The 22,529-nt window shown below is 49.7% G+C and carries 19 protein-coding genes; 12 read left to right on the top strand and 7 right to left on the bottom strand.

All coding sequences use genetic code 11. From position 1 onward, the window contains the following. The first annotated feature begins 26 nt into the window (after positions 1-26). The 8 genes from zapE to RHD99_RS02295 all read left to right on the top strand — a co-directional run bounded on the left by zapE (position 27) and on the right by RHD99_RS02295 (position 7,321). Entirely contained in the window at positions 27-1,145 is a 1,119-nt protein-coding gene (gene zapE / locus RHD99_RS02260; protein WP_309877312.1) for a cell division protein ZapE, read from the top strand. A gap of 248 nt (positions 1,146-1,393) precedes the next feature. Then, complete coding sequence (gene rplM, locus RHD99_RS02265; RefSeq protein WP_183270826.1) at positions 1,394-1,822, top strand: 50S ribosomal protein L13; 429 nt, start codon at positions 1,394-1,396, stop codon at positions 1,820-1,822. 14 nt (positions 1,823-1,836) lie between these two features. After that, positions 1,837-2,229: a 30S ribosomal protein S9 gene (rpsI, locus tag RHD99_RS02270; protein ID WP_064543072.1), complete on the top strand. Its 393-nt coding sequence runs from the start codon at positions 1,837-1,839 to the stop codon at positions 2,227-2,229. Between the two features lie 320 nt (positions 2,230-2,549). Then, on the top strand, positions 2,550-3,191 hold the full coding sequence (gene sspA / locus RHD99_RS02275; RefSeq protein ID WP_139879730.1) for a stringent starvation protein SspA: 642 nt from the start codon (positions 2,550-2,552) through the stop codon (positions 3,189-3,191). Between the two features lie 3 nt (positions 3,192-3,194). Further along, positions 3,195-3,692, top strand: a complete 498-nt coding sequence (sspB, locus tag RHD99_RS02280) for a ClpXP protease specificity-enhancing factor (RefSeq protein WP_183270825.1) — start codon at positions 3,195-3,197, stop codon at positions 3,690-3,692. Between the two features lie 171 nt (positions 3,693-3,863). Beyond that, positions 3,864-4,646 carry a transcriptional regulator NanR gene (locus tag RHD99_RS02285; protein ID WP_270142602.1) on the top strand — a complete coding sequence of 261 codons (783 nt, stop codon included), beginning with the start codon at positions 3,864-3,866 and terminating at the stop codon, positions 4,644-4,646. Between the two features lie 181 nt (positions 4,647-4,827). Further along, complete coding sequence (nanA, locus tag RHD99_RS02290; RefSeq protein WP_183270823.1) at positions 4,828-5,727, top strand: N-acetylneuraminate lyase; 900 nt, start codon at positions 4,828-4,830, stop codon at positions 5,725-5,727. A 100-nt stretch (positions 5,728-5,827) separates the two neighbouring features. After that, a complete protein-coding gene (locus RHD99_RS02295; protein WP_309877313.1) occupies positions 5,828-7,321 on the top strand; it encodes an MFS transporter in 1,494 nt (497 codons plus the stop codon). A 59-nt stretch (positions 7,322-7,380) separates the two neighbouring features. Here the strand turns inward: RHD99_RS02295 and RHD99_RS02300 are convergent, their stop codons facing one another. Both RHD99_RS02300 and gltB read right to left on the bottom strand, forming a co-directional pair. Next, on the bottom strand, positions 7,381-8,799 hold the full coding sequence (locus RHD99_RS02300; protein ID WP_309877314.1) for a glutamate synthase small subunit: 1,419 nt from the start codon (positions 8,797-8,799) through the stop codon (positions 7,381-7,383). A 9-nt stretch (positions 8,800-8,808) separates the two neighbouring features. Continuing rightward, a complete protein-coding gene (gene gltB, locus RHD99_RS02305; protein WP_309877315.1) occupies positions 8,809-13,266 on the bottom strand; it encodes a glutamate synthase large subunit in 4,458 nt (1,485 codons plus the stop codon). A gap of 682 nt (positions 13,267-13,948) precedes the next feature. On the opposite strand from gltB, the gene mnmL reads away from it, so the two are divergent. From mnmL to mtgA, 4 genes are all read left to right on the top strand, one after another. Further along, a complete protein-coding gene (gene mnmL, locus RHD99_RS02310) occupies positions 13,949-14,881 on the top strand; it encodes a tRNA modification radical SAM protein MnmL/YtqA (protein ID WP_309877316.1) in 933 nt (310 codons plus the stop codon). A gap of 61 nt (positions 14,882-14,942) precedes the next feature. Further along, positions 14,943-17,291 carry an aerobic respiration two-component sensor histidine kinase ArcB gene (arcB, locus tag RHD99_RS02315; RefSeq protein WP_309877317.1) on the top strand — a complete coding sequence of 783 codons (2,349 nt, stop codon included), beginning with the start codon at positions 14,943-14,945 and terminating at the stop codon, positions 17,289-17,291. A gap of 235 nt (positions 17,292-17,526) precedes the next feature. Beyond that, entirely contained in the window at positions 17,527-18,180 is a 654-nt protein-coding gene (elbB, locus tag RHD99_RS02320) for an isoprenoid biosynthesis glyoxalase ElbB (RefSeq protein ID WP_309877318.1), read from the top strand. Further along, a complete protein-coding gene (gene mtgA, locus RHD99_RS02325) occupies positions 18,177-18,905 on the top strand; it encodes a monofunctional biosynthetic peptidoglycan transglycosylase (protein ID WP_309877319.1) in 729 nt (242 codons plus the stop codon). Before elbB ends, mtgA begins: the two co-directional genes overlap by 4 nt. A gap of 1 nt (position 18,906) precedes the next feature. Here the strand turns inward: mtgA and npr are convergent, their stop codons facing one another. The 5 genes from npr to rpoN form a co-directional block, all read right to left on the bottom strand. Further along, positions 18,907-19,179 (bottom strand): PTS phosphocarrier protein NPr, encoded by a 273-nt coding sequence (npr, locus tag RHD99_RS02330; protein ID WP_064543100.1) that lies wholly within the window; start codon positions 19,177-19,179, stop codon positions 18,907-18,909. Continuing rightward, positions 19,176-20,030 (bottom strand): RNase adapter RapZ, encoded by an 855-nt coding sequence (rapZ, locus tag RHD99_RS02335; protein ID WP_183270815.1) that lies wholly within the window; start codon positions 20,028-20,030, stop codon positions 19,176-19,178. The genes npr and rapZ overlap by 4 nt, the downstream gene beginning before the upstream one ends. Positions 20,031-20,083: 53 nt before the next feature. Next, entirely contained in the window at positions 20,084-20,575 is a 492-nt protein-coding gene (ptsN, locus tag RHD99_RS02340) for a PTS IIA-like nitrogen regulatory protein PtsN (RefSeq protein WP_183270814.1), read from the bottom strand. Between the two features lie 142 nt (positions 20,576-20,717). Beyond that, positions 20,718-21,005, bottom strand: a complete 288-nt coding sequence (gene hpf / locus RHD99_RS02345; RefSeq protein ID WP_183270813.1) for a ribosome hibernation promoting factor — start codon at positions 21,003-21,005, stop codon at positions 20,718-20,720. Positions 21,006-21,027: 22 nt separating this feature from the next. Then, the gene (rpoN, locus tag RHD99_RS02350; protein ID WP_309879055.1) at positions 21,028-22,461 is read right to left on the bottom strand and encodes an RNA polymerase factor sigma-54; all 1,434 of its coding nucleotides are present in this window, start codon (positions 22,459-22,461) and stop codon (positions 21,028-21,030) included. Positions 22,462-22,529 lie beyond the last annotated feature (68 nt).

A 22,529-nucleotide genomic window follows, 5' to 3' on the forward strand; every position in this document is an offset into this window, starting at 1 on the left:
GATTTTTAAGGGAATACCATAATACCATGCAAAATCTTTCTCCTGCATCGCTCTACCAACACGCCCTGGATGAGGGCAGCTATCAACCTGATGATGTTCAGCGTGAGGCCGTAGCCAGGCTGGATGCGATCTGGCTGGCGTTAAACAGCAAAACACCTGCAGTGGCTGTAAGCAGCGGTTTCTTTAGCAAACTGTTTGGTAAACGTAGCGCCTCGATGGCTCAGGACCCGGTTCGCGGGCTATATATGTGGGGCGGAGTGGGGCGCGGAAAGACTTGGTTAATGGACATGTTTTTTCAGAGTCTGCCTGGCGAGCGTAAGTTGCGACTGCACTTTCACCGCTTCATGCTGCGAGTCCATGAAGAGTTGGGTCAACTTCAAGGGCAAACCGATCCTCTGGAATTGATTGCCGATAAGTTTAAAGCGGAGACAGATATTCTCTGTTTTGATGAGTTTTTTGTTTCAGATATTACCGATGCGATGTTGCTTGGATCGCTGATGCAAGCCCTGTTCGCGCGGGGAATTACTCTTGTCGCCACCTCGAATATTCCACCTGATGAGCTATATCGTAATGGCTTACAGCGCGCACGTTTTTTGCCTGCAATTGATGCGATAAAACGCCATTGTGAAGTCATGAACGTCGACGCAGGCATTGATTACCGCCTGAGAACGCTGACTCAGGCTCACCTGTGGCTTTCTCCGCTTAATGACCAAACCGCACAGCAGATGGATAAACTCTATACCGCACTGGCTGGCACGGTACGCAAAGGGGAACCGGTACTGGAAATCAACCATCGTCCTTTAGCGACTCTTGGTCTAGCCAATCAAACGCTGGCGGTAGATTTTACCACCTTATGTGTCGATGCCCGTAGCCAACACGACTATATTGCGTTGTCACGCCTCTTTCATACGGTGATGCTGTTTAACGTGCCGGTAATGAACACACGTAACGAAAATGAAGCGCGGCGATTCATTGCATTGGTGGATGAGTTTTACGAACGTCACGTCAAGCTAGTCGTTTCGGCGCATGTTCCCCTGTTTGAGATTTATCAGGGTGAAAGATTACGCTTTGAGTTTCAGCGCTGCTTGTCGCGTCTACAGGAAATGCAAAGTGAAGAGTATTTACGATTGCCGCATATGCCGTGAACCACAGTTTGAATGCAGAGTGACCACAAAGTGTGACAAAAACTACAAAAAGGTTCGACCTTTAGGGGCGACTTCCCTATAATCTTGCGACCCCACGTTACAACCATAGTTTTTTTCCCAAAACTTGGTCGTGCTGGCATTGGCTATTCGAAGGGGTAGGTTTGCCGGACTTTGTCGTGTGAACCTTGAACTGATTTTAAACGTTTGGGTGAACACCTACGTGTAACTATATATTGGGTAAGCTTTTAATGAAAACTTTTACAGCTAAACCAGAAACCGTACAGCGCGACTGGTTCGTTGTTGACGCTGACGGTAAGACCTTAGGTCGCCTGGCTACTGAATTGGCTCGCCGTCTGCGCGGTAAGCACAAAGCGGAATACACTCCGCACGTTGATACTGGTGATTACATCATCGTTCTGAACGCAGAAAAAGTTGCTGTAACCGGCAACAAGCGTTCTGACAAGATCTATTACCATCACACCGGCCACATCGGTGGTATCAAACAAGCGACCTTTGAAGAGATGATTGCCCGCCGTCCTGAGCGTGTGATTGAAATCGCGGTTAAAGGCATGCTGCCAAAGGGCCCGCTGGGCCGTGCTATGTTCCGTAAACTGAAAGTTTACGCGGGCACCGAGCACAACCACGCGGCACAGCAACCGCAAGTTCTGGACATTTAATCGGGATTATGGCAATGGCTGAAAATCAATACTACGGCACTGGTCGCCGCAAAAGTTCCGCAGCTCGCGTGTTTATCAAACCGGGCAGCGGCAAAATCGTTATCAACCAACGTTCTCTGGAACAGTACTTCGGTCGTGAAACTGCCCGCATGGTAGTTCGTCAGCCGCTGGAACTGGTTGATATGGTTGAGAAATTCGATCTGTACATCACTGTTAAAGGTGGTGGTACTTCTGGTCAGGCTGGTGCGATCCGTCACGGTATCACCCGCGCTCTGATGGAGTACGACGAGTCCCTGCGTGGCGAACTGCGTAAAGCTGGCTTCGTTACTCGTGATGCTCGTGAAGTTGAACGTAAGAAAGTCGGTCTGCGTAAAGCACGTCGTCGTCCTCAGTTCTCCAAGCGTTAATTGTCATCTGCATTATGCAGAATACAATTTGCGAAAAGCCCGGTCTTGTACCGGGTTTTTTTATGCCTGAAATTATATTTAGTGTTGCTAACATAATGATAGCAATCACTTTTCAGTCAAATTCTAGATCCGCCCCCCACAAAACCCGTAAAATCTGGTAAACTATCAACCAATTTTCTGCCCTAAGGTCGGCATCAGTTTGTTTTCGCCTCGTTTTCTGGCGACTGGTGGCTTTCCGGCGTATTGGGTATCAAACGGTCAGGTTAGTTGCCGCTTGCGGCTATTAGCAGTAATTATTCTGAATAAACTTGGAGGTTTTCATGGCTGTCGCTGCCAACAAACGTTCGGTGATGACGCTGTTTTCCGGTCCTACTGACATCTATAGCCATCAGGTACGTATCGTACTGGCTGAAAAAGGTGTTAGCGTTGAAATTGAGCATGTGGAAACGGATAACCTGCCTCAGGATCTGATTGACCTCAACCCAAATCACAGCGTACCGACCCTGGTTGACCGCGAACTTACTCTGTGGGAATCCCGCATCATCATGGAATATCTTGATGAGCGTTTCCCGCATCCACCATTAATGCCGGTTTACCCGGTTGCTCGTGGTGAAAGTCGCCTGTACATGCATCGTATCCAGAAAGACTGGTACTCACTGATGCACATCGTGATGAATGGTTCTGCTCAAGAAGCTGATGCTGCTCGCAAGCAATTACGTGAAGAATTGCTGGCTATCGCACCTGTATTTACTCAGAAACCTTTCTTCCTGAGTGATGAGTTCAGTCTGGTAGATTGCTACTTGGCACCGTTGCTGTGGCGTTTGCCGCAAATGGGCATTGAACTGGCAGGCGCAGGTTCTAAAGAGATGAAAGGCTACATGACTCGCGTATTTGAACGTGATTCATTCCTCGCTTCTCTAACCGAACCTGAGCGCGAAATGCGTCTGCAGACTCGGGGCTAATTAATGGATATGTCACAATTGTCACCACGTCGTCCGTATCTTCTTCGTGCTTTCTACGAATGGCTACTGGATAACCAGCTGACTCCGCATCTGGTGGTGGATGTGACATTGCCTGGCGTACATGTCCCGATGGAATATGCACGTGATGGGCAAATTGTCCTGAATATTGCACCGCGTGCAGTAGGAAACCTCGAACTGGCTAACAACGAAGTGCGCTTTAATGCACGTTTCGGTGGTGTGCCGCGTCAGGTATTTGTTCCTATGGCCGCGGTTCTGGCTATCTACGCCCGTGAAAATGGTGCAGGCACCATGTTCGAGCCTGAAGCCAGTTATGACGAAGAAGGCGAAAGTCATAACGATATTGAGCAGTTGCCATCTGATTCAGAAATGGTGATGCAGGTGATCGATGGTGATCGCCCTGATCACGACGAAGACGATAACAACCCGGATGATGATCCTCCTCCACGTGGCGGCCGCCCAGCCCTACGTGTAGTGAAGTAGCACGCGAATTCATGCAATTAAAATGCAAATCGAAGCCAGTCTAATGACTGGCTTTTTCTTGCTTAAATAAACGCATGGGTGGCATCTTTACGTATGCCAAGATTTGCTGTGTTATGATTCGACAATACTATTTGCGATCTTCCTTCCATTTAATGGCCAGATTCTGACGCGATGAGCACATTTGACGAGCAGCCTCCTGAGATGACTGACACTATCGGGCATACGATGCGCCGTCGCCCGCTTGCGCGTAAAAAACTCTCAGAAATGGTGGAAGAAGAGCTTGAGCAGATGATTCGCCGGCGCGAGTTTGCTGAAGGCGAGCAATTGCCTTCGGAACGCGAGCTGATGGCTTTTTTCAATGTCGGTCGTCCTTCGGTGCGCGAAGCGCTTGCTGCGCTTAAACGTAAAGGGCTGGTGCAAATCAGCAACGGCGAACGTGCCCGTGTTTCACGTCCTTCCGCAGACACGATTATTGGCGAGCTTTCTGGTGTGGCGAAGGATTTCCTATCCCGTCCTGGCGGCATTGCTCACTTTGAACAACTGCGCATGTTCTTTGAATCCAGTCTGGTTCGTTATGCCGCAGAGTTTGCTACAGATGAGCAAATCGCGCGTTTAGGCCAGGCGCTGGAGATGAATAACCAGGCTCTTGATGATAACGATCTGTTCATTCGATCCGATATCGAATTCCATCGGGAACTGGCGGAAATACCTGATAACCCGATTTTCATGGCAGTGCATGTCGCATTGTTGGACTGGCTCATTGCCGCACGCCCTGCGGTTTCTCAAGATACACTTCACGCACATAATACCGTTAGCTATCAGCAGCATATTGAAATTTTCAACGCGATTAAAGCACGCGATCCCGATGCTGCTGACGCGGCGCTAAAGGCCCACCTGAAGAGTGTGTTTGCATCCTATTACCCGACACCGCGCAAACGCTCATCCAAAAAGTAACCTGCGTTAATCTGAGATCTAACGCACGACTTTCTAAGTAACGCCTGAACAACCATCATAATTTCATATGAACAAGATCGCATCCTTACGCCTTTGAGATGCAATGTTTACTTTTTGATCTGGTATAACAGGTATAAAGGTATATCGTTATTTTTAGAAACCAGACAACAAAGAGGCGTTTATGACACAGAAACTTCGGGGTGTGATGCCAGCACTGCTAACACCTTTCAACCAGCAACAGCAGGTGGATACCAACAGCCTACGCCGCCTGGTTCGTTTTAATATTGAACAGGGTGTTGATGGCCTTTATGTTGGAGGCTCTACCGGGGAAGCCTTCTTGCAGAGCACTCAGGAACGTGAGCAGGTGTTGGAAATCGTTGCGGAAGAAGCCAAAGGAAAAGTGACTTTAATTGCTCACGTGGGTGGCATTAGCACACATGAAAGCCAAACACTGGCGAATGCCGCACACCGCTACGGATTTGACGCAGTCTCCGCAGTGACCCCTTTTTACTACCCATTCAGCTTTGACGAACATTGCGATCACTATCGCGCGGTGATTGATTCGTCAGGCGGTTTGCCAATGGTGGTATACAACATTCCGGCGCTGAGCGGCGTTAAGCTCTCACTTGAGCAGATTGATACATTGATCAATTTGCCTGGTGTTGGTGCATTGAAACAAACCTCTGGCGATCTTTACCAGATGGAACAGATCCGTCGTGCTCATCCGGATCTGGTGCTCTACAACGGTTACGATGAAATTTTCGCATCTGGTTTGCTTGCTGGTGCTGATGGTGGCATTGGCAGCACTTACAACGTAATGGGTTGGCGGTATCTGGCAATTAAACAGGCTGTGCAGGAAGGCAATTTCCAGCGCGCTAGCCAGCTACAGAGTGAGTGCAACAAGGTCATTGATTTGCTCATAAAAGTCGGTGTTTTCCGGGGTCTCAAAACCTTACTGCATTACATGGATGTCGTTGCTGTACCCCTGTGCCGCAAGCCGTTTGCAGCGGTTGATGAGCAGTATCTGCCTGAGCTTAAAGCGCTTGCCGCGCAACTTCAGAATGAACGCACTGCGTTCTGAATGATGTACATGAATCATGATGCTGAATACCAGCATTGAGAATACCTAATCTGACCTAACCAAAGGGCGGGTTCCGCTGAACCCGTACCGGGAGTGCTTTATGAATAACACTGCCCAACAGATCCCGTGGTATCGCCATTTGACTAAGCCGCAATGGAAAGCATTTTCAGCTGCATGGATTGGCTACTTGTTGGATGGTTTTGATTTTGTCCTGATAGCGTTAGTACTGACTGAAATTCAAAGTGAATTTGGGCTGACGACGATCCAGGCTGCGAGTTTAATTTCCGCAGCATTTATTTCACGTTGGTTTGGTGGTCTGGTTTTAGGTGCAATGGGCGACCGTTATGGCCGTAAACTCGCCATGATAACCAGCATCGTCCTGTTTTCTTTCGGTACGCTGGCGTGTGGTTTCGCGCCTGGTTTTACCACCATGTTTCTTGCACGGCTGCTAATTGGTATGGGGATGGCAGGTGAGTACGGCTCGAGTGCGACTTATGTCATCGAAAGCTGGCCAAGGCATCTGCGTAATAAAGCGAGCGGTTTTCTGATTTCTGGTTTCTCTGTGGGCGCGGTGATTGCGGCACAGGTGTATAGCGTTGTCGTCCCTGCCTGGGGCTGGCGAGCATTGTTTTTCATCGGCATTTTACCGATCATATTCGCGCTGTGGTTGCGTAAAAATATTCCAGAGGCAGAAGACTGGAAAGAGAAGTTTGCTGATAAAAAACCAACCAAAACCATGGTGGACATTTTGTACCGTGGCGAACACCGCCTCATCAACATGGGTTTGACGATTGTAGTCGCGGCAGCTCTTTACTTCTGTTTTGCTGGCAATCTCGGCAATGCGGCGCTTGTCGCTGTCCTCGGTTTAATATGCGCGGCGATTTTCATTAGCTTCATGGTTCAAAGTAGCGGTAAACGCTGGCCGACAGGCGTAACGTTGATGGTCGTCGTTTTCTTTGCTTTCCTCTATTCCTGGCCCATTCAGGCATTGTTACCAACTTATCTGAAAACTGAACTGGCCTACAACCCTGCAACAGTGGCGCATGTCTTGTTCTTTAGCGGATTTGGTGCAGCTGTCGGCTGTTGCGTGGGGGGATTCCTGGGAGATTGGTTAGGCACACGTAAAGCCTATGTCTGTAGCCTGCTGGTGTCTCAATTACTGATCATTCCTGTCTTTGCGATCGGTGGCGGAAATATCTGGGTTCTGGGTTTACTGCTGTTCTTCCAACAGATGCTAGGTCAGGGGATTTCAGGGATTTTGCCTAAGTTGATTGGCGGGTACTTTGATACTGAACAACGTGCGGCGGGGCTTGGTTTTACCTATAACGTTGGCGCACTGGGTGGTGCATTGGCTCCAGTGATTGGAGCAACCATCGCTCAGCGTCTTGATTTAGGTACAGCATTGGCCTCGCTTTCGTTTAGCCTTACATTTGTGGTTATTTTATTGATTGGTCTGGATATGCCGTCGAGAGTTCAGCGCTGGATTCATCCAGACGCGGTGCGAACGCACGATGCCATTGACGGTAAACCATTTAGTGGAGCCGTTAAGATGGGCACGGTTAAGAGTCGTATCATGCAAAAAGCGGTGAAATAAAAGAGCATAAAAAAGCCCGGTGATTTTGAGAACACCGGGCTTTTTTGCATTTCAGTTTTTTACACTTCGAGGAAGTTCATGATCCCGTCAGCGGCTTTCCGGCCTTCGGCGATAGCGGTAACTACCAGGTCAGAACCACGAACGGCGTCGCCACCGGCAAAGATTTTCGGGTTGCTGGTCTGGAACGGATTATCGCTACCTTCCGGTGCCAGAATACGGCCCTGGCTGTCGAGTTCAACGCTGTGTTTTTCCAGCCACTGCATAGCATGTGGGCGGAAACCAAACGCCATAATCACTGCATCAGCAGGCACCACGTGCTCTGATCCTGCAACGATTTCTGGACGACGACGGCCATGTGCATCTGGTGCACCCAGCTCGGTACGAGCAACTTTCACACCCGATACGCGACCATTGGCATTAACTTCTACGCCCAGCGGCTGCACGTTGAACTGGAATTCCACACCTTCTTCACGCGCATTTTTCACTTCGCGTTTAGAACCAGGCATGTTCTCTTCATCACGACGATAAGCACAGATAACATGCGTTGCGCCCTGGCGAACCGAACTACGCACGCAGTCCATTGCGGTATCACCACCGCCAAGTACCACAACACGTTTGCCAGCCATATCTACATACGGTTCTTCCGGGGAATCACCGAAACCCATAATTTTCTTGGTGTTAGCGATAAGGAATGGCAGGGCATCGTAAACGCCCGTCGCATCTTCATTCTCTAAACCACCACGCATCGACTGATAAGTGCCGACACCCAGGAATACGGAATCAAACTCTTTCAGAAGGTCGTCAATCTGCACATCACGACCCACTTCAGTGTTCAGTTTGAACTCAATACCCATGCCACTGAAGATCTCACGGCGCTTTGTCATCACCTCTTTTTCCAGCTTGAACGCCGGAATACCGAAGGTCAGCAGGCCACCGATTTCTGGGTGGCGGTCATAAACCACCGCTTTTACGCCGTTACGCGCTAACACATCGGCACACGCAAGCCCAGCAGGGCCAGCACCGATGATGGCAACACGTTTGCCGGTTTGCTTCACGCCGGTCAGGTCTGGTTTCCAACCCATCTCAATCGCTTTATCGTTGATATAGCGCTCGATGTTACCGATGGTGACGGCACCAAACTCATCATTCAGCGTACAAGAACCTTCGCACAAACGGTCTTGTGGGCAAACACGGCCACACACTTCCGGCAGGCTGTTTGTCTGGTGTGACAATTCAGCCGCTTCGATAATGCGCCCTTCGTTGGCTAGCTTCAGCCAGTTAGGAATGTAGTTATGAACCGGGCATTTCCATTCACAGTATGGGTTACCGCAGGACAGGCAGCGGTCTGCCTGTGCTTTGGCCTGTCCTTCTGAGAATGGCTCGTAAATTTCTACAAATTCAATTTTACGGATCTTGAGCGGTTTCTTTGGCGGATCAACGCGCTGTAAGTCGATAAATTGGTATACGTTTTGACTCATCGTGACCCCTTACTGCGCCTGCACCCGCAGCTCAGCTGCGGAACGACTACGGTGACCCAACAATGCTTTGACATCACTGGACTTCGGTTTAACCAACGTGAATTTCGACGCAAACTCTGGCCAGTGAGCCAGAATTTCTTCACCGCGCTGGGAGCCCGTCAGTTGCACGTGCTCGGTAATCATACCGCGCAGGTGTTCTTCGTGAATGGCCAGCTCATCAACGTTGAGCAGTTCTACCAGCTCAGGGTTAACGCGTTTACGGAAATCACCGTCTTCATCCAGTACGTATGCGAAACCGCCGGTCATACCTGCACCGAAGTTGACGCCAGTTTTACCGATGACACAGACAATACCGCCCGTCATGTATTCACAACCGTTATCGCCAATGCCTTCAACAACGGTAATCGCACCGGAGTTACGCACTGCGAAACGCTCGCCCGCACGGCCAGCAGCGTAAAGTTTACCGCCCGTTGCACCGTACAAACAGGTATTACCGATAATGGTCGCTTCGTGGCTGCGGAAGGCGGAACCTACCGGAGGACGCAAAGAGATCAAACCGCCGGCCATACCTTTACCCACATAGTCGTTCGCATCGCCAGTCAGGTGCAGTTCAACGCCACCGGCGTTCCACACACCGAAGCTCTGTCCAGCAGTACCGCTGAAATGCGCTTTAATCGGATCGGCTGCAAGACCCTGATCGCCGTTATGTTGCGCGATGTAACCTGACAACGTTGCACCTACTGAACGATCGGTATTGCGGATATCAAACCAGAACGTTTTGCTTTGTTTGTCATCCACATACTGCTTCGCCTGGTTCAGCAGTTGCGCGTTCAGGTCGCCTTTATCAAACGGCGGGTTAGTTTCGGTGCAGTACACCGCTTTGCCCGGCATCGGTTCCGCTGTTTTCAGCAGATTAGACAAATCCAGGTTTTGTTGTTTAGCCGTGAAACCGTCCAGCTCTTTGAGCAGTTCAGTCCGGCCAATCAAGTCAACCAGGCGCTTAACGCCAAGCTGCGCCATCAACTCACGTGTTTCACGGGCGATGAATTCAAAGTAGTTCGTCACTTTAAATGGCAGGCCGTGATAGTGGTTCTTACGCAGTTTTTCATCCTGGGTTGCAACACCGGTTGCGCAGTTGTTCAGGTGGCAAATACGCAGGTATTTACAACCCAGCGCGACCATTGGGCCGGTACCAAAACCAAAGCTTTCCGCGCCGAGAATCGCGGCTTTGATGATGTCTAAGCCCGTTTTCAGGCCGCCATCAACTTGCAGACGAATCTTGTGACGCAAGCCATTCGCAACCAGAGCCTGCTGTGTTTCCACCAGACCCAGTTCCCACGGACAGCCAGCATACTTCACAGAAGACAGCGGGCTTGCGCCTGTACCACCGTCGTAACCGGCGATAGTAATCAGGTCGGCATAAGCCTTAGCCACGCCGGTTGCGATGGTACCAACACCTGGTTCAGAAACCAGCTTAACTGAAATCATCGCTTTCGGATTGACCTGCTTGAGGTCGAAAATCAGCTGCGCCAAATCTTCGATAGAGTAAATATCGTGATGCGGCGGAGGGGAAATCAGGGTCACGCCCGGTACTGAATAACGCAGTTTCGCGATATACGGTGTGACCTTATCGCCCGGTAGCTGACCGCCTTCACCAGGCTTAGCACCCTGAGCGACTTTAATCTGGATAACATCAGCGTTTACCAGGTAAGCAGGGGTCACACCAAAGCGACCAGAAGCCACCTGTTTGATACGGGACACTTTATTGGTGCCGTAACGCGCAGGATCTTCGCCACCTTCACCAGAGTTGGAGTTCCCGCCGATGCTGTTCATCGCTTCAGCCAGTGATTCATGCGCTTCTGGGCTTAATGCACCGATAGACATCGCGGCAGTATCGAAGCGTTTGTAAAGCTCAGAGGCAGGCTCTACATCTTCAATTTTGACCGTTTCACCTTGCGGATTCAGAGCAAGCATATCGCGCAGTGTTGCCACCGGACGCTCGTTAACCAGCTTCGCGTACTCCTGATAATCTTTGTACTCGCCGCTGTTTACCGCTTTTTGTAGCGTCTGCACCACATCCGGGTTGTAAGCGTGATATTCGCCACCGTGGACGTATTTCAGCTGCCCGCCTTGATCCAGCGGCTTGCGTGCTAACCACGCGCGCTTGGACAGATTCAACAAATCTTGTTGGAAGTCGTTGAAACCTGCACCACCAATACGGCTGACAACGCCCTGGAAGCACAGCTCAGACACTTCTTTATGCAGGCCAACCGCTTCAAACAGCTTCGAGCAACGATAAGAGGCGATAGTCGAGATGCCCATTTTGGACATGATCTTGTAGAGCCCTTTGTTGATGCCATTGCGGTAGTTTTGCATCACTGCACGGTAAGATTTTTCAATTGCACCGTTGTCGACCAACTTCGCCAGGGATTCGTAAGCGAGGTATGGGTAGATGGCGGTGGCGCCAAAACCGAGCAGTACAGCGAAGTGGTGCGGGTCGCGCGCACTTGCCGTTTCAACAATAATGTTCGCATCGCAACGCAGGTTCTTTTCAACCAGGCGGGTCTGGATCGCGCCAACCGCCATTGGAGCTGGAACCGGCAAACGATTTTTAGCGATGTTACGGTCAGAAAGCACCAATAAAACAGTACCGTTGCGAACCATGCGTTCCGCTTCATCGCACAGCGCAGTCACTGTTTCGTGCAACGACTGCGTGGAAACATCGTATGTGATGTCCAGTGTGTCGGCACGGTAGTGCTGCTCTTCAAGCGAAGTAAGCTGTTGGAAATCAGACCACAGCAGAATCGGTGATTTGAAGCTCAGGCGGTGCGCCTGGCCTTCTGCTTCACAGAAGACGTTCATTTCACGGCCAATGCTGGTTGCCAGCGACATCACGTGCGCTTCGCGCAGCGGATCGATTGGCGGGTTTGTTACCTGCGCAAACTGCTGGCGGAAGTAATCGTAAATAATGCGTGGTTGGCTGGAAAGTACGGCAAACGGGGTATCATCCCCCATTGAACCGACGGCTTCCTGGCCATTTTCACCTAACACGCGAATCACAGAATCCAGCTCTTCGACGCTGTAGTTGAACTGTTTCTGGAAGCTTGAAAGCGTATCGTCGTCCAATTCACGAGTGCCGACTTCTTCGTCTGGTAAATCTTCAAACGGTACCAGGCGACGAACGTTATTTTCCATCCACTCTTTATACGGGTGGCGGCTTTTCAGATCGGCATCGGTTTCAGCTGAATGCAGAATACGGCCAATACGCGTGTCGATAACCATCAACTCGCCTGGACCGACGCGCCCTTTTTCTATCACTTCATCAGGCTGGTAATCCCAGATCCCGACTTCGGAAGCACAAGTGATCAGCTTATCTTTGGTGATGACATAGCGTGCCGGACGCAGGCCATTACGGTCCAGGTTACAGGCAGCATAGCGTCCATCGGACATCACGATACCGGCCGGGCCATCCCACGGCTCCATGTGCATGGAGTTAAAGTCGAAGAAGGCCCGCAGTTCTGGGTCCATGTTCGGGTTGTTCTGCCAGGCTGGTGGTACCAGCAAACGCATGGCACGAACGATGTCCATACCCCCTGCCAGCAGCAATTCCAGCATGTTATCCATTGAACTGGAGTCAGAGCCGGTTTCGTTGACGAACGGCGCTGCATCATGAAGATCCGGGATCAGCGGGGTCTGGAATTTATAAGTACGTGCGCGTGCCCACTGACGGTTACCAGTGATGGTATTGATTTCACCATTGTGTGCCAGGTAGCGGAACGGCTGAGCCAGCGGCCAGCGTGGTACGGTGTTGGTGGAGAAACGCTGGTGGAACAGGCAAATTGCAGATTCCAGGCGTAAGTCCGCCAGGTCCAGGTAGAAACGCGGCAAATCTGCCGGCATACACAGACCTTTATAGATGTTTACCAGGTTGGAGAGACTACAAACGTAGAAGTCTTTATCCTGAATGCGTTTCTCAATGCGGCGACGGGCGATAAACAGGCGACGTTCCATATCACGTGGGCGCCAGCCGGCCGGAGCATTAACAAAAATTTGTTCGATGCGAGGTTTTGAGGAGAGGGCGATTTCACCGAGTACGTCTTCATTAGTGGGCACTTCGCGCCAGCCAACAATCGACAGGGTCTCGTTTTGCAACTCTTCTTCAACAATGCGGCGGCTTGCATTCGCCAACGCATCATCTTTATTTAAGAAAATCATGCCGACGGCATAATTTTTTGCCAAACGCCAGCCACGCTCTTCCGCAACGATTCGGAAGAAACGGTCAGGCTTTTGCAACAGCAGGCCACAACCATCACCGGTTTTACCATCGGCGAGGATTGCTCCACGGTGTTGCATTCGGGCCAGTGCGTGAATAGCAGTACGCACTACCTTGTGGCTAGGTTCGCCTTCTATGTGGGCGATCAGGCCGAAACCACAGTTATCCTTCTCAAGGGATTTATCGTACAACATATCAGTGAACCTCCCCAGGCTCTACGTGACTCCCTACCAACCGTTTGCGTCCAGACGCAACAAGGGCATGGCGACGGGGTTTGCGCATCTACGCATTCCTCGCGTGTCGCCCTCTTGATGTCTAACGCATCCGATTTCACAAGTGTTGAGGACTTGCTTTTGAGGGAATCTTAATTACTGCATAAATATGATGGGCACAGAACCCATCCAGAAAGCTTCCAGCGGATTTCCAAGTTATCGGGAAAGCGCACACAGGTCAAATGGCATTCTTATTTATACGAATATGTGCTAAATGCCATTTAACGTATTGAAAATAATAATTTTATTATCATTTTTATCGTATTTAAGCGGCAAGATAATCACCAGGTTAATGTGATCTCTCTCACTATCTGAGGGGCTGCAAAATTCCAGACCATACTGGAAATGCTGGTATTGGCAGGATCTTATGCTATCAATGGGGTTCGGCGTGTTGTATGCCACTGTTTTTCGCAGGGTCACAGATTCTTTAAAAATAGAGGGTCGATATAAGGAAAAGTAATCATCTGGTGGGTGCGTAAAATTGCATTAATTTTGCATTTATATGCAATAGGTAAAGCTGCGCCAGAGCGATTGATCCAGGTCATCGCTAAAATGGGCAGAAAATGGCAGGCTACATCCCTTTTACAGGGCGGCCCATCAGATTATGCAGTTACAGAAATTAGTCAATATGTTTGGTGGTGATCTTCAGCGCCGTTATGGTCATAAAGTCCATAAACTCACGCTGCACGGAGGTTTTAGCTGCCCAAACCGTGACGGAACCATTGGCCGTGGCGGTTGTACTTTCTGCAACGTGGCGTCTTTTGCTGATGAAACGCAACAACATCATTCCATCGCCGAACAACTCGAGCGGCAGGCGCAGTTGGTTAACCGAGCTAAGCACTATCTCGCCTATTTCCAGGCATACACCAGTACATGGGCAGAAGTGCAGGTGTTGCGTTCGATGTATCAGCAAGCCGTCAGCCAGGCCAGTATTGTCGGCTTATGTGTCGGCACACGCCCGGATTGCGTGCCAGATAGCGTGCTCGATTTGTTAAGTGAATATCATGACAAAGGCTATGAAGTTTGGTTAGAACTGGGCTTGCAGACGGCACATGACAAAACACTGCATCGTATCAATCGCGGGCATGATTTTGCCTGTTATCAGGAAACCACACGTCGTGCCCGTGCACGCGGTTTGAAAGTGTGCAGCCACCTGATTGTTGGTCTGCCAGGTGAAGGCCAGCAACATTGCCTGCAAACGCTGGAAAAAGTTGTTGAGACCGGTGTAGACGGCATCAAACTCCACCCTCTCCATATTGTTAGCGGCAGTACGATGGCTAAAAGTTGGCAGGCTGGACGCTTGCAGGGCATTGAACTGGAGGAGTACGCGACGACCGCCGGCGAGATGATTCGCCATACGCCACTCGATATTGTCTATCATCGCATTTCTGCAAACGCCCGCCGTCCCACCTTGTTGGCACCGTTATGGTGTGAAAATCGTTGGACCGGAATGGGGGAGATCGATAAGTATCTGACAAGCCATGGTACTCAGGGTTCGGCGCTCGGAACGCCGTGGGACCCGACATTTCTGTTGTAATTCCTGAGCGTGTGATCTTTTTGCGGTATATTTAGCAGATTGAAGGCGAAGGAAACGTTCCATGAAGCAAATCCGGTTACTTGCGCAGTATTACGTTGATTTGATGGTGAAGCTCGGATTAGTGCGCTTCTCTTTGTTGCTGGCTTCCGCATTGGTGGTGCTGGCTATTGTCGTGCAAATGGCCGTGACAATGCTGTTACGCGGTCAGGTTGAAAGTATTGATGTTGTTCGCTCGATCTTTTTTGGTCTGTTAATTACTCCCTGGGCCGTCTATTTCCTTTCTGTGGTGGTTGAACAACTCGAAGAGTCGCGCCAAAGGCTGTCAAAGCTTGTGGAGAAACTCGAAGAGATGCGCGAAAGGGATCTGAAACTCAATGTGCAGCTTAAAGACAATATTGCACAATTGAATCAGGAAATTGCCGTTCGCGTTAAAGCTGAGGATGAGCGTCAGGCCATGCTTGAGCAGCTTAAGGTTGAGATGCAAGAGCGCGAGGAAACGCAAATCCAGCTGGAGCAGCAATCCTCATTTCTCCGCTCTTTCCTTGATGCCTCACCGGATCTCGTTTTTTATCGCAATGAAGATAAAGAGTTTTCAGGCTGTAACCGAGCCATGGAATTGCTGACGGGCAAAAGTGAGAAGCAGTTAATCAGCCTGAAGCCAGCAGATGTGTATTCGCCAGAAGCGGCCCTGAAGGTGATTGAAACCGACGAAAAAGTATTTCGTCATAACGTGTCTCTGACCTATGAACAATGGTTGGATTATCCTGATGGCCGCAAAGCCTGCTTTGAAATTCGTAAAGTGCCGTACTATGACCGCGTTGGTAAACGCCACGGTTTAATGGGATTTGGTCGCGATATTACCGAGCGTAAGCGGTATCAAGATGCGCTTGAGCGCGCCAGCCGGGATAAAACCACCTTCATTTCAACCATCAGCCATGAGTTGCGCACGCCGCTTAATGGTATCGTCGGATTGAGTCGTATCCTGCTGGATACAGAGCTGAATTCTGAACAAACCAACTACCTCAAAACTATCCATGTCTCGGCTATTACACTCGGTAATATTTTCAACGATATCATCGATATGGATAAACTCGAGCGCCGTAAAGTTCAGCTTGATAACCAGCCAATTGATTTCACCAGTTTCCTCGCCGATTTAGAAAATCTCTCGGGTTTACAGGCTCAACAAAAAGGGCTGAAGCTGGAAATGAACCCTACGTTGCCACTGCCGCATAAAGTGGTGACAGATGGAACGCGCTTGCGTCAGATCCTATGGAATCTCATCAGTAATGCCGTGAAGTTCACCCCTAAAGGCGGCGTGGTTGCTGTGCGCGTGTGTTATGAAGAAGAAAACGTACTGCGCTTTGAAGTTCAGGATTCCGGCATTGGTATTCCTCAGGACGAACAAGACAAGATCTTCGCCATGTATTACCAGGTGAAAGACAGTCATGGTGGTAAACCGGCTACTGGGACAGGGATTGGGTTGGCGGTTTCACGTCGTCTGGCGAAGAGTATGGGCGGCGATATAACCGTTAGCAGTACGCCAGGTGAAGGCTCGCTGTTTACCCTGACGATTCAGGCACCTCGCGTTGCGGATGAAGTCGAAGACACTCTTGATGATGACGAAATGCCTCTGCCTGCGTTGCACGTTTTGCTGGTGGAAGATATTGAGCTCAATGTCATTGTTGCGCGCTCGGTACTTGAGAAACTCGGCAATAGCGTAGATGTCGCCATGACGGGTAAAGAAGCGCTGGAAAAATTCACCCCAGGGGAATATGACCTGGTGCTGCTGGACATCCAATTGCCTGATATGACCGGCCTGGATATTTCCCGGCAATTGACCACGCGTTATGCGCGTGAAGATTTACCACCGCTGGTGGCGTTGACTGCTAACGTATTGAAAGATAAAAAAGAGTATCTGGATGCTGGCATGGACGATGTGCTGAGCAAACCCCTCTCTGTTCCGGCGTTAATGGCGATGATCCAAAAATTCTGGGACAACCAACAGTCAGAGTCTAAGAAGGAGTCTCAAGTGCCTCAAGTTAATAGTGAGAAGCAGCAAGCATTGCTCGATATTCCGATGCTTGAGCAGTATATGGACCTCGTCGGGCCAAAACTGATTACCGATGGACTGGCGATGTTTGAAAAAATGATGCCGGGTTACCTGAGTGTACTGGACTCTAATATGACCGCCCGCGACCAAAAAGGGGTTGTGGAAGAAGGGCATAAAATTAAAGGGGCCGCGGGCTCTGTCGGGCTACGTCATTTGCAGCAAGTCGCTCAGCAAATTCAATCGCCGGATTTACCTGCGTGGTCAGAAAATGTGGGTGAGTGGATTGAAGAGCTGAAACAAGAATGGCAACACGATGTTGATGTTCTGAAGGCTTGGGTGGCGAACGCTCCCAAAAAATGACCCCGGATAAACCGGGGTGCGCGAATTCTGCGCCAACACCAGGGAAAAAGTAGGTTGCGCCGTTGAGTTATAAGTCATTATCCAAATGGCGCAGCCGATAATCTCGTGTGCTGCTCAGGCATTAAGATAGCAAATCTTAAATAGTTTGTTACATGATTCAGTAAAATGTGTGAAGCATAGCGATCAAATTGTCATAACTGATGATAAAAATTGCATGATGAAAAGGAATGGCCAAATGAAGAAGATTGGTGTTGTGCTCAGTGGATGCGGGGTCTACGACGGAAGCGAGATTCAGGAAGCTGTCATTACCTTGCTTGCTATCGCTCGCTCAGGTGCTGAAGCGGTATGCTTCGCACCCGATAAAACTCAAGCAGATGTAATCAATCACCTTACTAATAATGAGTCTACTGAGTATCGTAATGTACTGGCCGAAGCGGCACGAATCACTCGCGGTGCGGTAATGCCATTGGCTCAGGCTGATGCTAACGAACTCGATGCATTGATAGTCCCCGGTGGTTTCGGAGCGGCTAAAAACTTGTGCAATTTTGCCAGTAAAGGCAGCGAGTGCCAGATTGATGGCGATTTGCGTCGCCTGGCCCGGGATTGCCATGCCCAGGGTAAACCACTCGGTTTCATCTGTATTGCCCCTGTAATGTTGCCAAAGATTCTTGATGTACCGGTGCGTTTGACCATTGGTACTGATATCGATACTGCCGAGATAGTCGAAGAGATGGGAGCCGAACATGTTCCATGTCCGGTCGACGATATTGTGGTCGATGAAGAACATAAAGTGGTGACGACACCTGCGTACATGTTAGCGACACGCATTGACGAGGCTGCTTTGGGCATAGAAAAGCTGGTGGCTCGTGTTGTGGATATGACTGAATGAAGAAAGGGCGTATCGCGCTCTTGAGTTACTTCAAGCGCTGGGTGCTACGTTGCTTGCTGGCGCTGGTCGGAATTTGGCTGGCGGGAATAATTCTGTTTAGCTTTATGCCAGTGCCGTTTTCAGCGGTGATGGTCGAGCGTCAGTTCAGTGCCTGGTTCAGCGGTGACTTCAGTTATGTTGCGCATTCGGATTGGGTGAGCATGGATGAGATCTCGCCGTGGATGGGGCTTGCGGTTATCGCTGCGGAAGATCAGAAATTCCCTGACCACTGGGGTTTTGATATTGCCGCTATAGAGAAAGCCGTTGCTCATAACGAACGTAATGAAAATCGTGTTCGCGGTGCGTCAACGCTTTCACAGCAAACCGCAAAAAACCTGTTTCTTTGGGACGGACGTAGCTATGTGCGCAAAGGTCTTGAGGCAGGATTAACTCTCGGTATGGAAGTGGTCTGGACGAAACGTCGCATCCTGACGGTTTATCTGAATATTGCTGAATTTGGTGACGGGATTTTTGGTGTTGAAGAAGCTTCGCAGCGTTATTTCCATAAACCAGCAAGCCGCCTGACTGCATCTGAGGCTGCCTTACTAGCGGCAGTATTACCGAATCCCATTCGTTTTAAAGCAAATGCGCCTTCCGGGTATGTACGCCAACGTCAGCAATGGATTTTGCGCCAGATGCGCCAACTGGGTGGCGAGTCATTCCTGGCGCAGAATGAATTGAAGTGAATTAGTCTTCGTCAAAACCGGCATTAAACAAAGCGATAACCGCGTTCAATGCTTGTTCTTCTTCTGGGCCGGTGACTTCAATTTCAATGTGGCCACCTTTGGCAGAATCCAGCATCAGTAGTGCAATGACGCTATTGGCTTCTGCCTCAGTACCGGCTTCGTTACGCAACATCACCTCAGCATCAAAGCTTTGTACCAATTCGAACAGCTTCATTGCTGGGCGTGCATGCATGCCCAGTTTGTTGGTTATTTCAACGGTCTGTTTTACGGTCATGTTTTGCGTTTTTCCAGCGTACGGTGGCGGGACTGCACATTCTTGCCACGCGAGCGAAAATAATCTGCCAACTGTTCAGCAATATAAACTGAACGGTGTTTACCGCCGGTACATCCAATCGCCACCGTCAGATAGCTACGATTGTTGGTTTCCAGCATGGGTAACCATAGCTCAAGATAGCTACGTGTTTGGTAGATAAAATTGTGCACTTCGGTATGACGGTCGAGGAACGCAGCCACTGGTCTATCCAAACCCGTCATCGGACGCAGTTTCGGGTCCCAGTGTGGGTTTGGCAGGAAGCGTACGTCAAACACATAATCCGCATCAATCGGAATACCGTGTTTAAAGCCAAAAGATTCGAAGACCATGGTCAGTTCGCGTTCACGCTTACCAAGCAGACGGGTACGCAACATTTCCGCGAGCTCATGCACTGACATCTCAGAAGTATCAATGATCAGGTCGGCTCTTGATTTCAATGGCTCCAGCAAATCACTTTCTTCATCTATCGCACTTTCCAGCGATAGATTTTTACTTGAAAGCGGATGCAGACGGCGAGTGTCACTATAACGACGAATCAGCGTGTTGCGATCGGCATCAAGGAACAACAATTGCGGCGAGAATGTATCAGGCAGATTAGTCATTGCCTGTTCAAAAATTTCTGGGTTTTCCGGCATGTTACGCACATCAATGCTGACTGCCGCAGAAATTTGGCGCTCTGCGAGAGTTTTGGCAAGATCAGGCAACAGTACCACTGGCAGGTTATCTACACAGTAGAATCCCATATCTTCTAATGCACGCAAGGCTACAGACTTCCCTGAACCAGAGCGGCCGCTGACAATCATCAGCACCATGTCATCACTCCCCCAACTTCTCTTGCTGTGGCTTTCGCATGACCGCAGCCAGATTATTCACTTTCACTACCTTGTTCTGTTTCGGTAATGATCTGATAAAGCTCTTCATCGCTCTGTGCGGATCGCAGGCGTCGGCAAATCGTTTTGTCAGCCAGACGTTTCGCTACCAAAGACAAAGTATGCAAATGCGTTTTTGTTTGATCCGCAGGAACAAGCAGCGCAAACATCAGGTCAACCGGCTGATTATCGATAGCATCAAAGGCGATAGGGGTTTCCAGTTTAATAAAGACCCCGACAGCACGAGTGGTATCTTCTTCCAGTTTTCCATGGGGAATGGCGATACCATTACCGATACCGGTACTACCCATGCGTTCGCGCGTCAACACTGCCTCAAACACCACTTGTGGTGGCAGGCCGAGCTGTTTAGCTGCCAGTTCACTGATGATTTCCAGCGCACGTTTTTTACTCTGGCAATGTACATTGGTACGGGTACATTCCTTGTTCAGGACATTACTAAGTTGTAGAGCAGAATCGTTGTTCATCATAAGTTCACCTAAGCACCCTGTTATGCTAACGGCCCGTTACGCCATGCAACGAGCCGTCTATATCCATCATCCTTCAAGCTGCAGCCAACACCCCTGCAACTCGAATGCTAATGGATATATGCTTGTACAGTTGCCCGGATTATCAGTGTTGTTTTAGTTTATCTTTATGTTTGGTTAACTGGCGTGCCAGTTTATCAATCAAACCATCAATCGCCGCATACATATCCTGGCCTTCCGCGCTGGCATGAATTTCACCACCATTTACATGTAGCGTCGCATCGGCAATATGCGTGACTTTTTCCACTTTTAACACAATATAGACTTGGTTAATTCTTTCGAAGTACTGCTCCAGTTTGGCAAACTTCGTACTCACAAAATCGCGTAGTGCGTCAGTGATTTCGACGTTATGTCCTGTAATGTTGAGCTGCATAGTGTCTTCCTTATCGGTTAAGTCAAACCAATTGCTTACGCTGATTTGACGGAGGTATGGATAAAGACTCTCGGTACTTCGCAACGGTGCGGCGTGCCACCATGATCCCCTGATCGGATAGCATAGTCGTTAACTTGCTATCACTCAGTGGTTTCGCAGGGTTTTCCGCAGCAATTAATTTCTTCACCAATGCACGAATTGCCGTCGAGGAGGCTTCACCCCCACCTTCGGTATTTACGTGGCTTGAGAAGAAATACTTCAATTCAAATATACCGCGTGGGCTATGCAGGTATTTCTGCGTGGTCACACGGGAAATGGTCGACTCATGCATTTCGACCACCTGGGCGATATCAGCGAGAACCATCGGTTTCATGTGTTCTTCGCCAAGTTCAAAAAAGCCCTGCTGTTGCTCTACAATGCAGCGGCTGACGCGCAGCAGCGTGTCGTTCCGGCTTTCCAGACTTTTAATCAGCCATTTTGCTTCTTGTAAGTTACTGCGAATAAACTGCGAGTCGCTGTCATTGCGGGCGTTGGTGCCCATCGCAGCATACTGCTGATTTATTTTCAAACGTGGAATGCTGTCAGCGTTCAGTTCTACCGTCCAGCGACCCTGTATTTTTTTCACCAGCACATCCGGAATGACATATTCCGGTTCGCTGGTCTGAATAGATTGTCCTGGGCGCGGGTCAAGAGATTGAATCAGGCACATTGCCTCTTTCAATACGTCCTCTTTCAGACGCGTGACGCGCATCAGGCTGCGGAAGTCATGGTTGGCGAGCAGATCAAGGTGATCGCTGACAATCAAGCGGGCTTCCGTTAGCCACGGTGTTTCGCGGGCAAATTGCGAAAGCTGTATAAGCAGGCAATCGCGCAGATCGCGTGCGGCGACACCAACAGGATCGAAACGTTGTACGCGTTTGAGAACCGCTTCCACTTCGTCGAGGGTGATTTCGTCATCACCCATGCTTTCCAGAATTTCTTCCAGAGAGACCGTGAGGTAACCCATTTCGTCAACGGCATCGACAATAGACGTAGCTATCGCTGTGTCGGTATCTGAAAACGGGGTGAGATCGACCTGCCACATCAAATAATCTTGCAGCGTTTGTGTCGTTTCACCCTGATAAACCGGCAGTTCATCGTCAATGTAATCTGTTCCGGTTCCTGATGGCGTGCCCGCGGTGTAGATTTCATCCCAGCTGGCATCCAGTGGTAACTCGTCGGGCATCTCTTTTTGTTCAAGTGCCTCACGAGTGTCTAACGCTTCATCTTCACGAACTTCCTGAGTATCAATTTCTTCATGCAGATCGGTTTGCTCAAGCAGTGGGTTACTTTCCAGTGCTTGCTGAAGTTCTTGCTGTAGCTCTAACGTCGACAGTTGCAACAGACGAATTGCCTGCTGTAACTGGGGGGTCATAGCAAGTTGTTGGCTAAGCCTTAATTGCAAACCTTGCTTCATATTCAGAGCGAACTTCCTCAGGTGTATACCCTTCATACTTCAAGTTGCTGATGCGTTGGCTGCGTTCA

The sequence above is a fragment of the Buttiauxella selenatireducens genome (genome assembly GCF_031432975.1).
Lineage (GTDB): Bacteria > Pseudomonadota > Gammaproteobacteria > Enterobacterales > Enterobacteriaceae > Buttiauxella > Buttiauxella selenatireducens.

Excerpts from the sequence above, each read along its gene's own strand:
- elbB (WP_309877318.1), top strand. The coding sequence starts at position 17,527 with ATGAAGAAGATTGGTGTTGTGCTCAGTGGATGCGGGGTCTACGACGGA.
- ptsN (WP_183270814.1), bottom strand. The coding sequence starts at position 20,575 with ATGATGAACAACGATTCTGCTCTACAACTTAGTAATGTCCTGAACAAG.
- rplM (WP_183270826.1), top strand. The coding sequence starts at position 1,394 with ATGAAAACTTTTACAGCTAAACCAGAAACCGTACAGCGCGACTGGTTC.
- npr (WP_064543100.1), bottom strand. The coding sequence starts at position 19,179 with ATGACCGTAAAACAGACCGTTGAAATAACCAACAAACTGGGCATGCAT.
- gltB (WP_309877315.1), bottom strand. The coding sequence starts at position 13,266 with ATGTTGTACGATAAATCCCTTGAGAAGGATAACTGTGGTTTCGGCCTG.
- arcB (WP_309877317.1), top strand. The coding sequence starts at position 14,943 with ATGAAGCAAATCCGGTTACTTGCGCAGTATTACGTTGATTTGATGGTG.
- RHD99_RS02295 (WP_309877313.1), top strand. The coding sequence starts at position 5,828 with ATGAATAACACTGCCCAACAGATCCCGTGGTATCGCCATTTGACTAAG.
- rpsI (WP_064543072.1), top strand. The coding sequence starts at position 1,837 with ATGGCTGAAAATCAATACTACGGCACTGGTCGCCGCAAAAGTTCCGCA.
- sspA (WP_139879730.1), top strand. The coding sequence starts at position 2,550 with ATGGCTGTCGCTGCCAACAAACGTTCGGTGATGACGCTGTTTTCCGGT.
- rapZ (WP_183270815.1), bottom strand. The coding sequence starts at position 20,030 with ATGGTGCTGATGATTGTCAGCGGCCGCTCTGGTTCAGGGAAGTCTGTA.
- mtgA (WP_309877319.1), top strand. The coding sequence starts at position 18,177 with ATGAAGAAAGGGCGTATCGCGCTCTTGAGTTACTTCAAGCGCTGGGTG.
- RHD99_RS02285 (WP_270142602.1), top strand. The coding sequence starts at position 3,864 with ATGAGCACATTTGACGAGCAGCCTCCTGAGATGACTGACACTATCGGG.
- zapE (WP_309877312.1), top strand. The coding sequence starts at position 27 with ATGCAAAATCTTTCTCCTGCATCGCTCTACCAACACGCCCTGGATGAG.
- rpoN (WP_309879055.1), bottom strand. The coding sequence starts at position 22,461 with ATGAAGCAAGGTTTGCAATTAAGGCTTAGCCAACAACTTGCTATGACC.
- nanA (WP_183270823.1), top strand. The coding sequence starts at position 4,828 with ATGACACAGAAACTTCGGGGTGTGATGCCAGCACTGCTAACACCTTTC.
- mnmL (WP_309877316.1), top strand. The coding sequence starts at position 13,949 with ATGCAGTTACAGAAATTAGTCAATATGTTTGGTGGTGATCTTCAGCGC.
- hpf (WP_183270813.1), bottom strand. The coding sequence starts at position 21,005 with ATGCAGCTCAACATTACAGGACATAACGTCGAAATCACTGACGCACTA.
- sspB (WP_183270825.1), top strand. The coding sequence starts at position 3,195 with ATGGATATGTCACAATTGTCACCACGTCGTCCGTATCTTCTTCGTGCT.
- RHD99_RS02300 (WP_309877314.1), bottom strand. The coding sequence starts at position 8,799 with ATGAGTCAAAACGTATACCAATTTATCGACTTACAGCGCGTTGATCCG.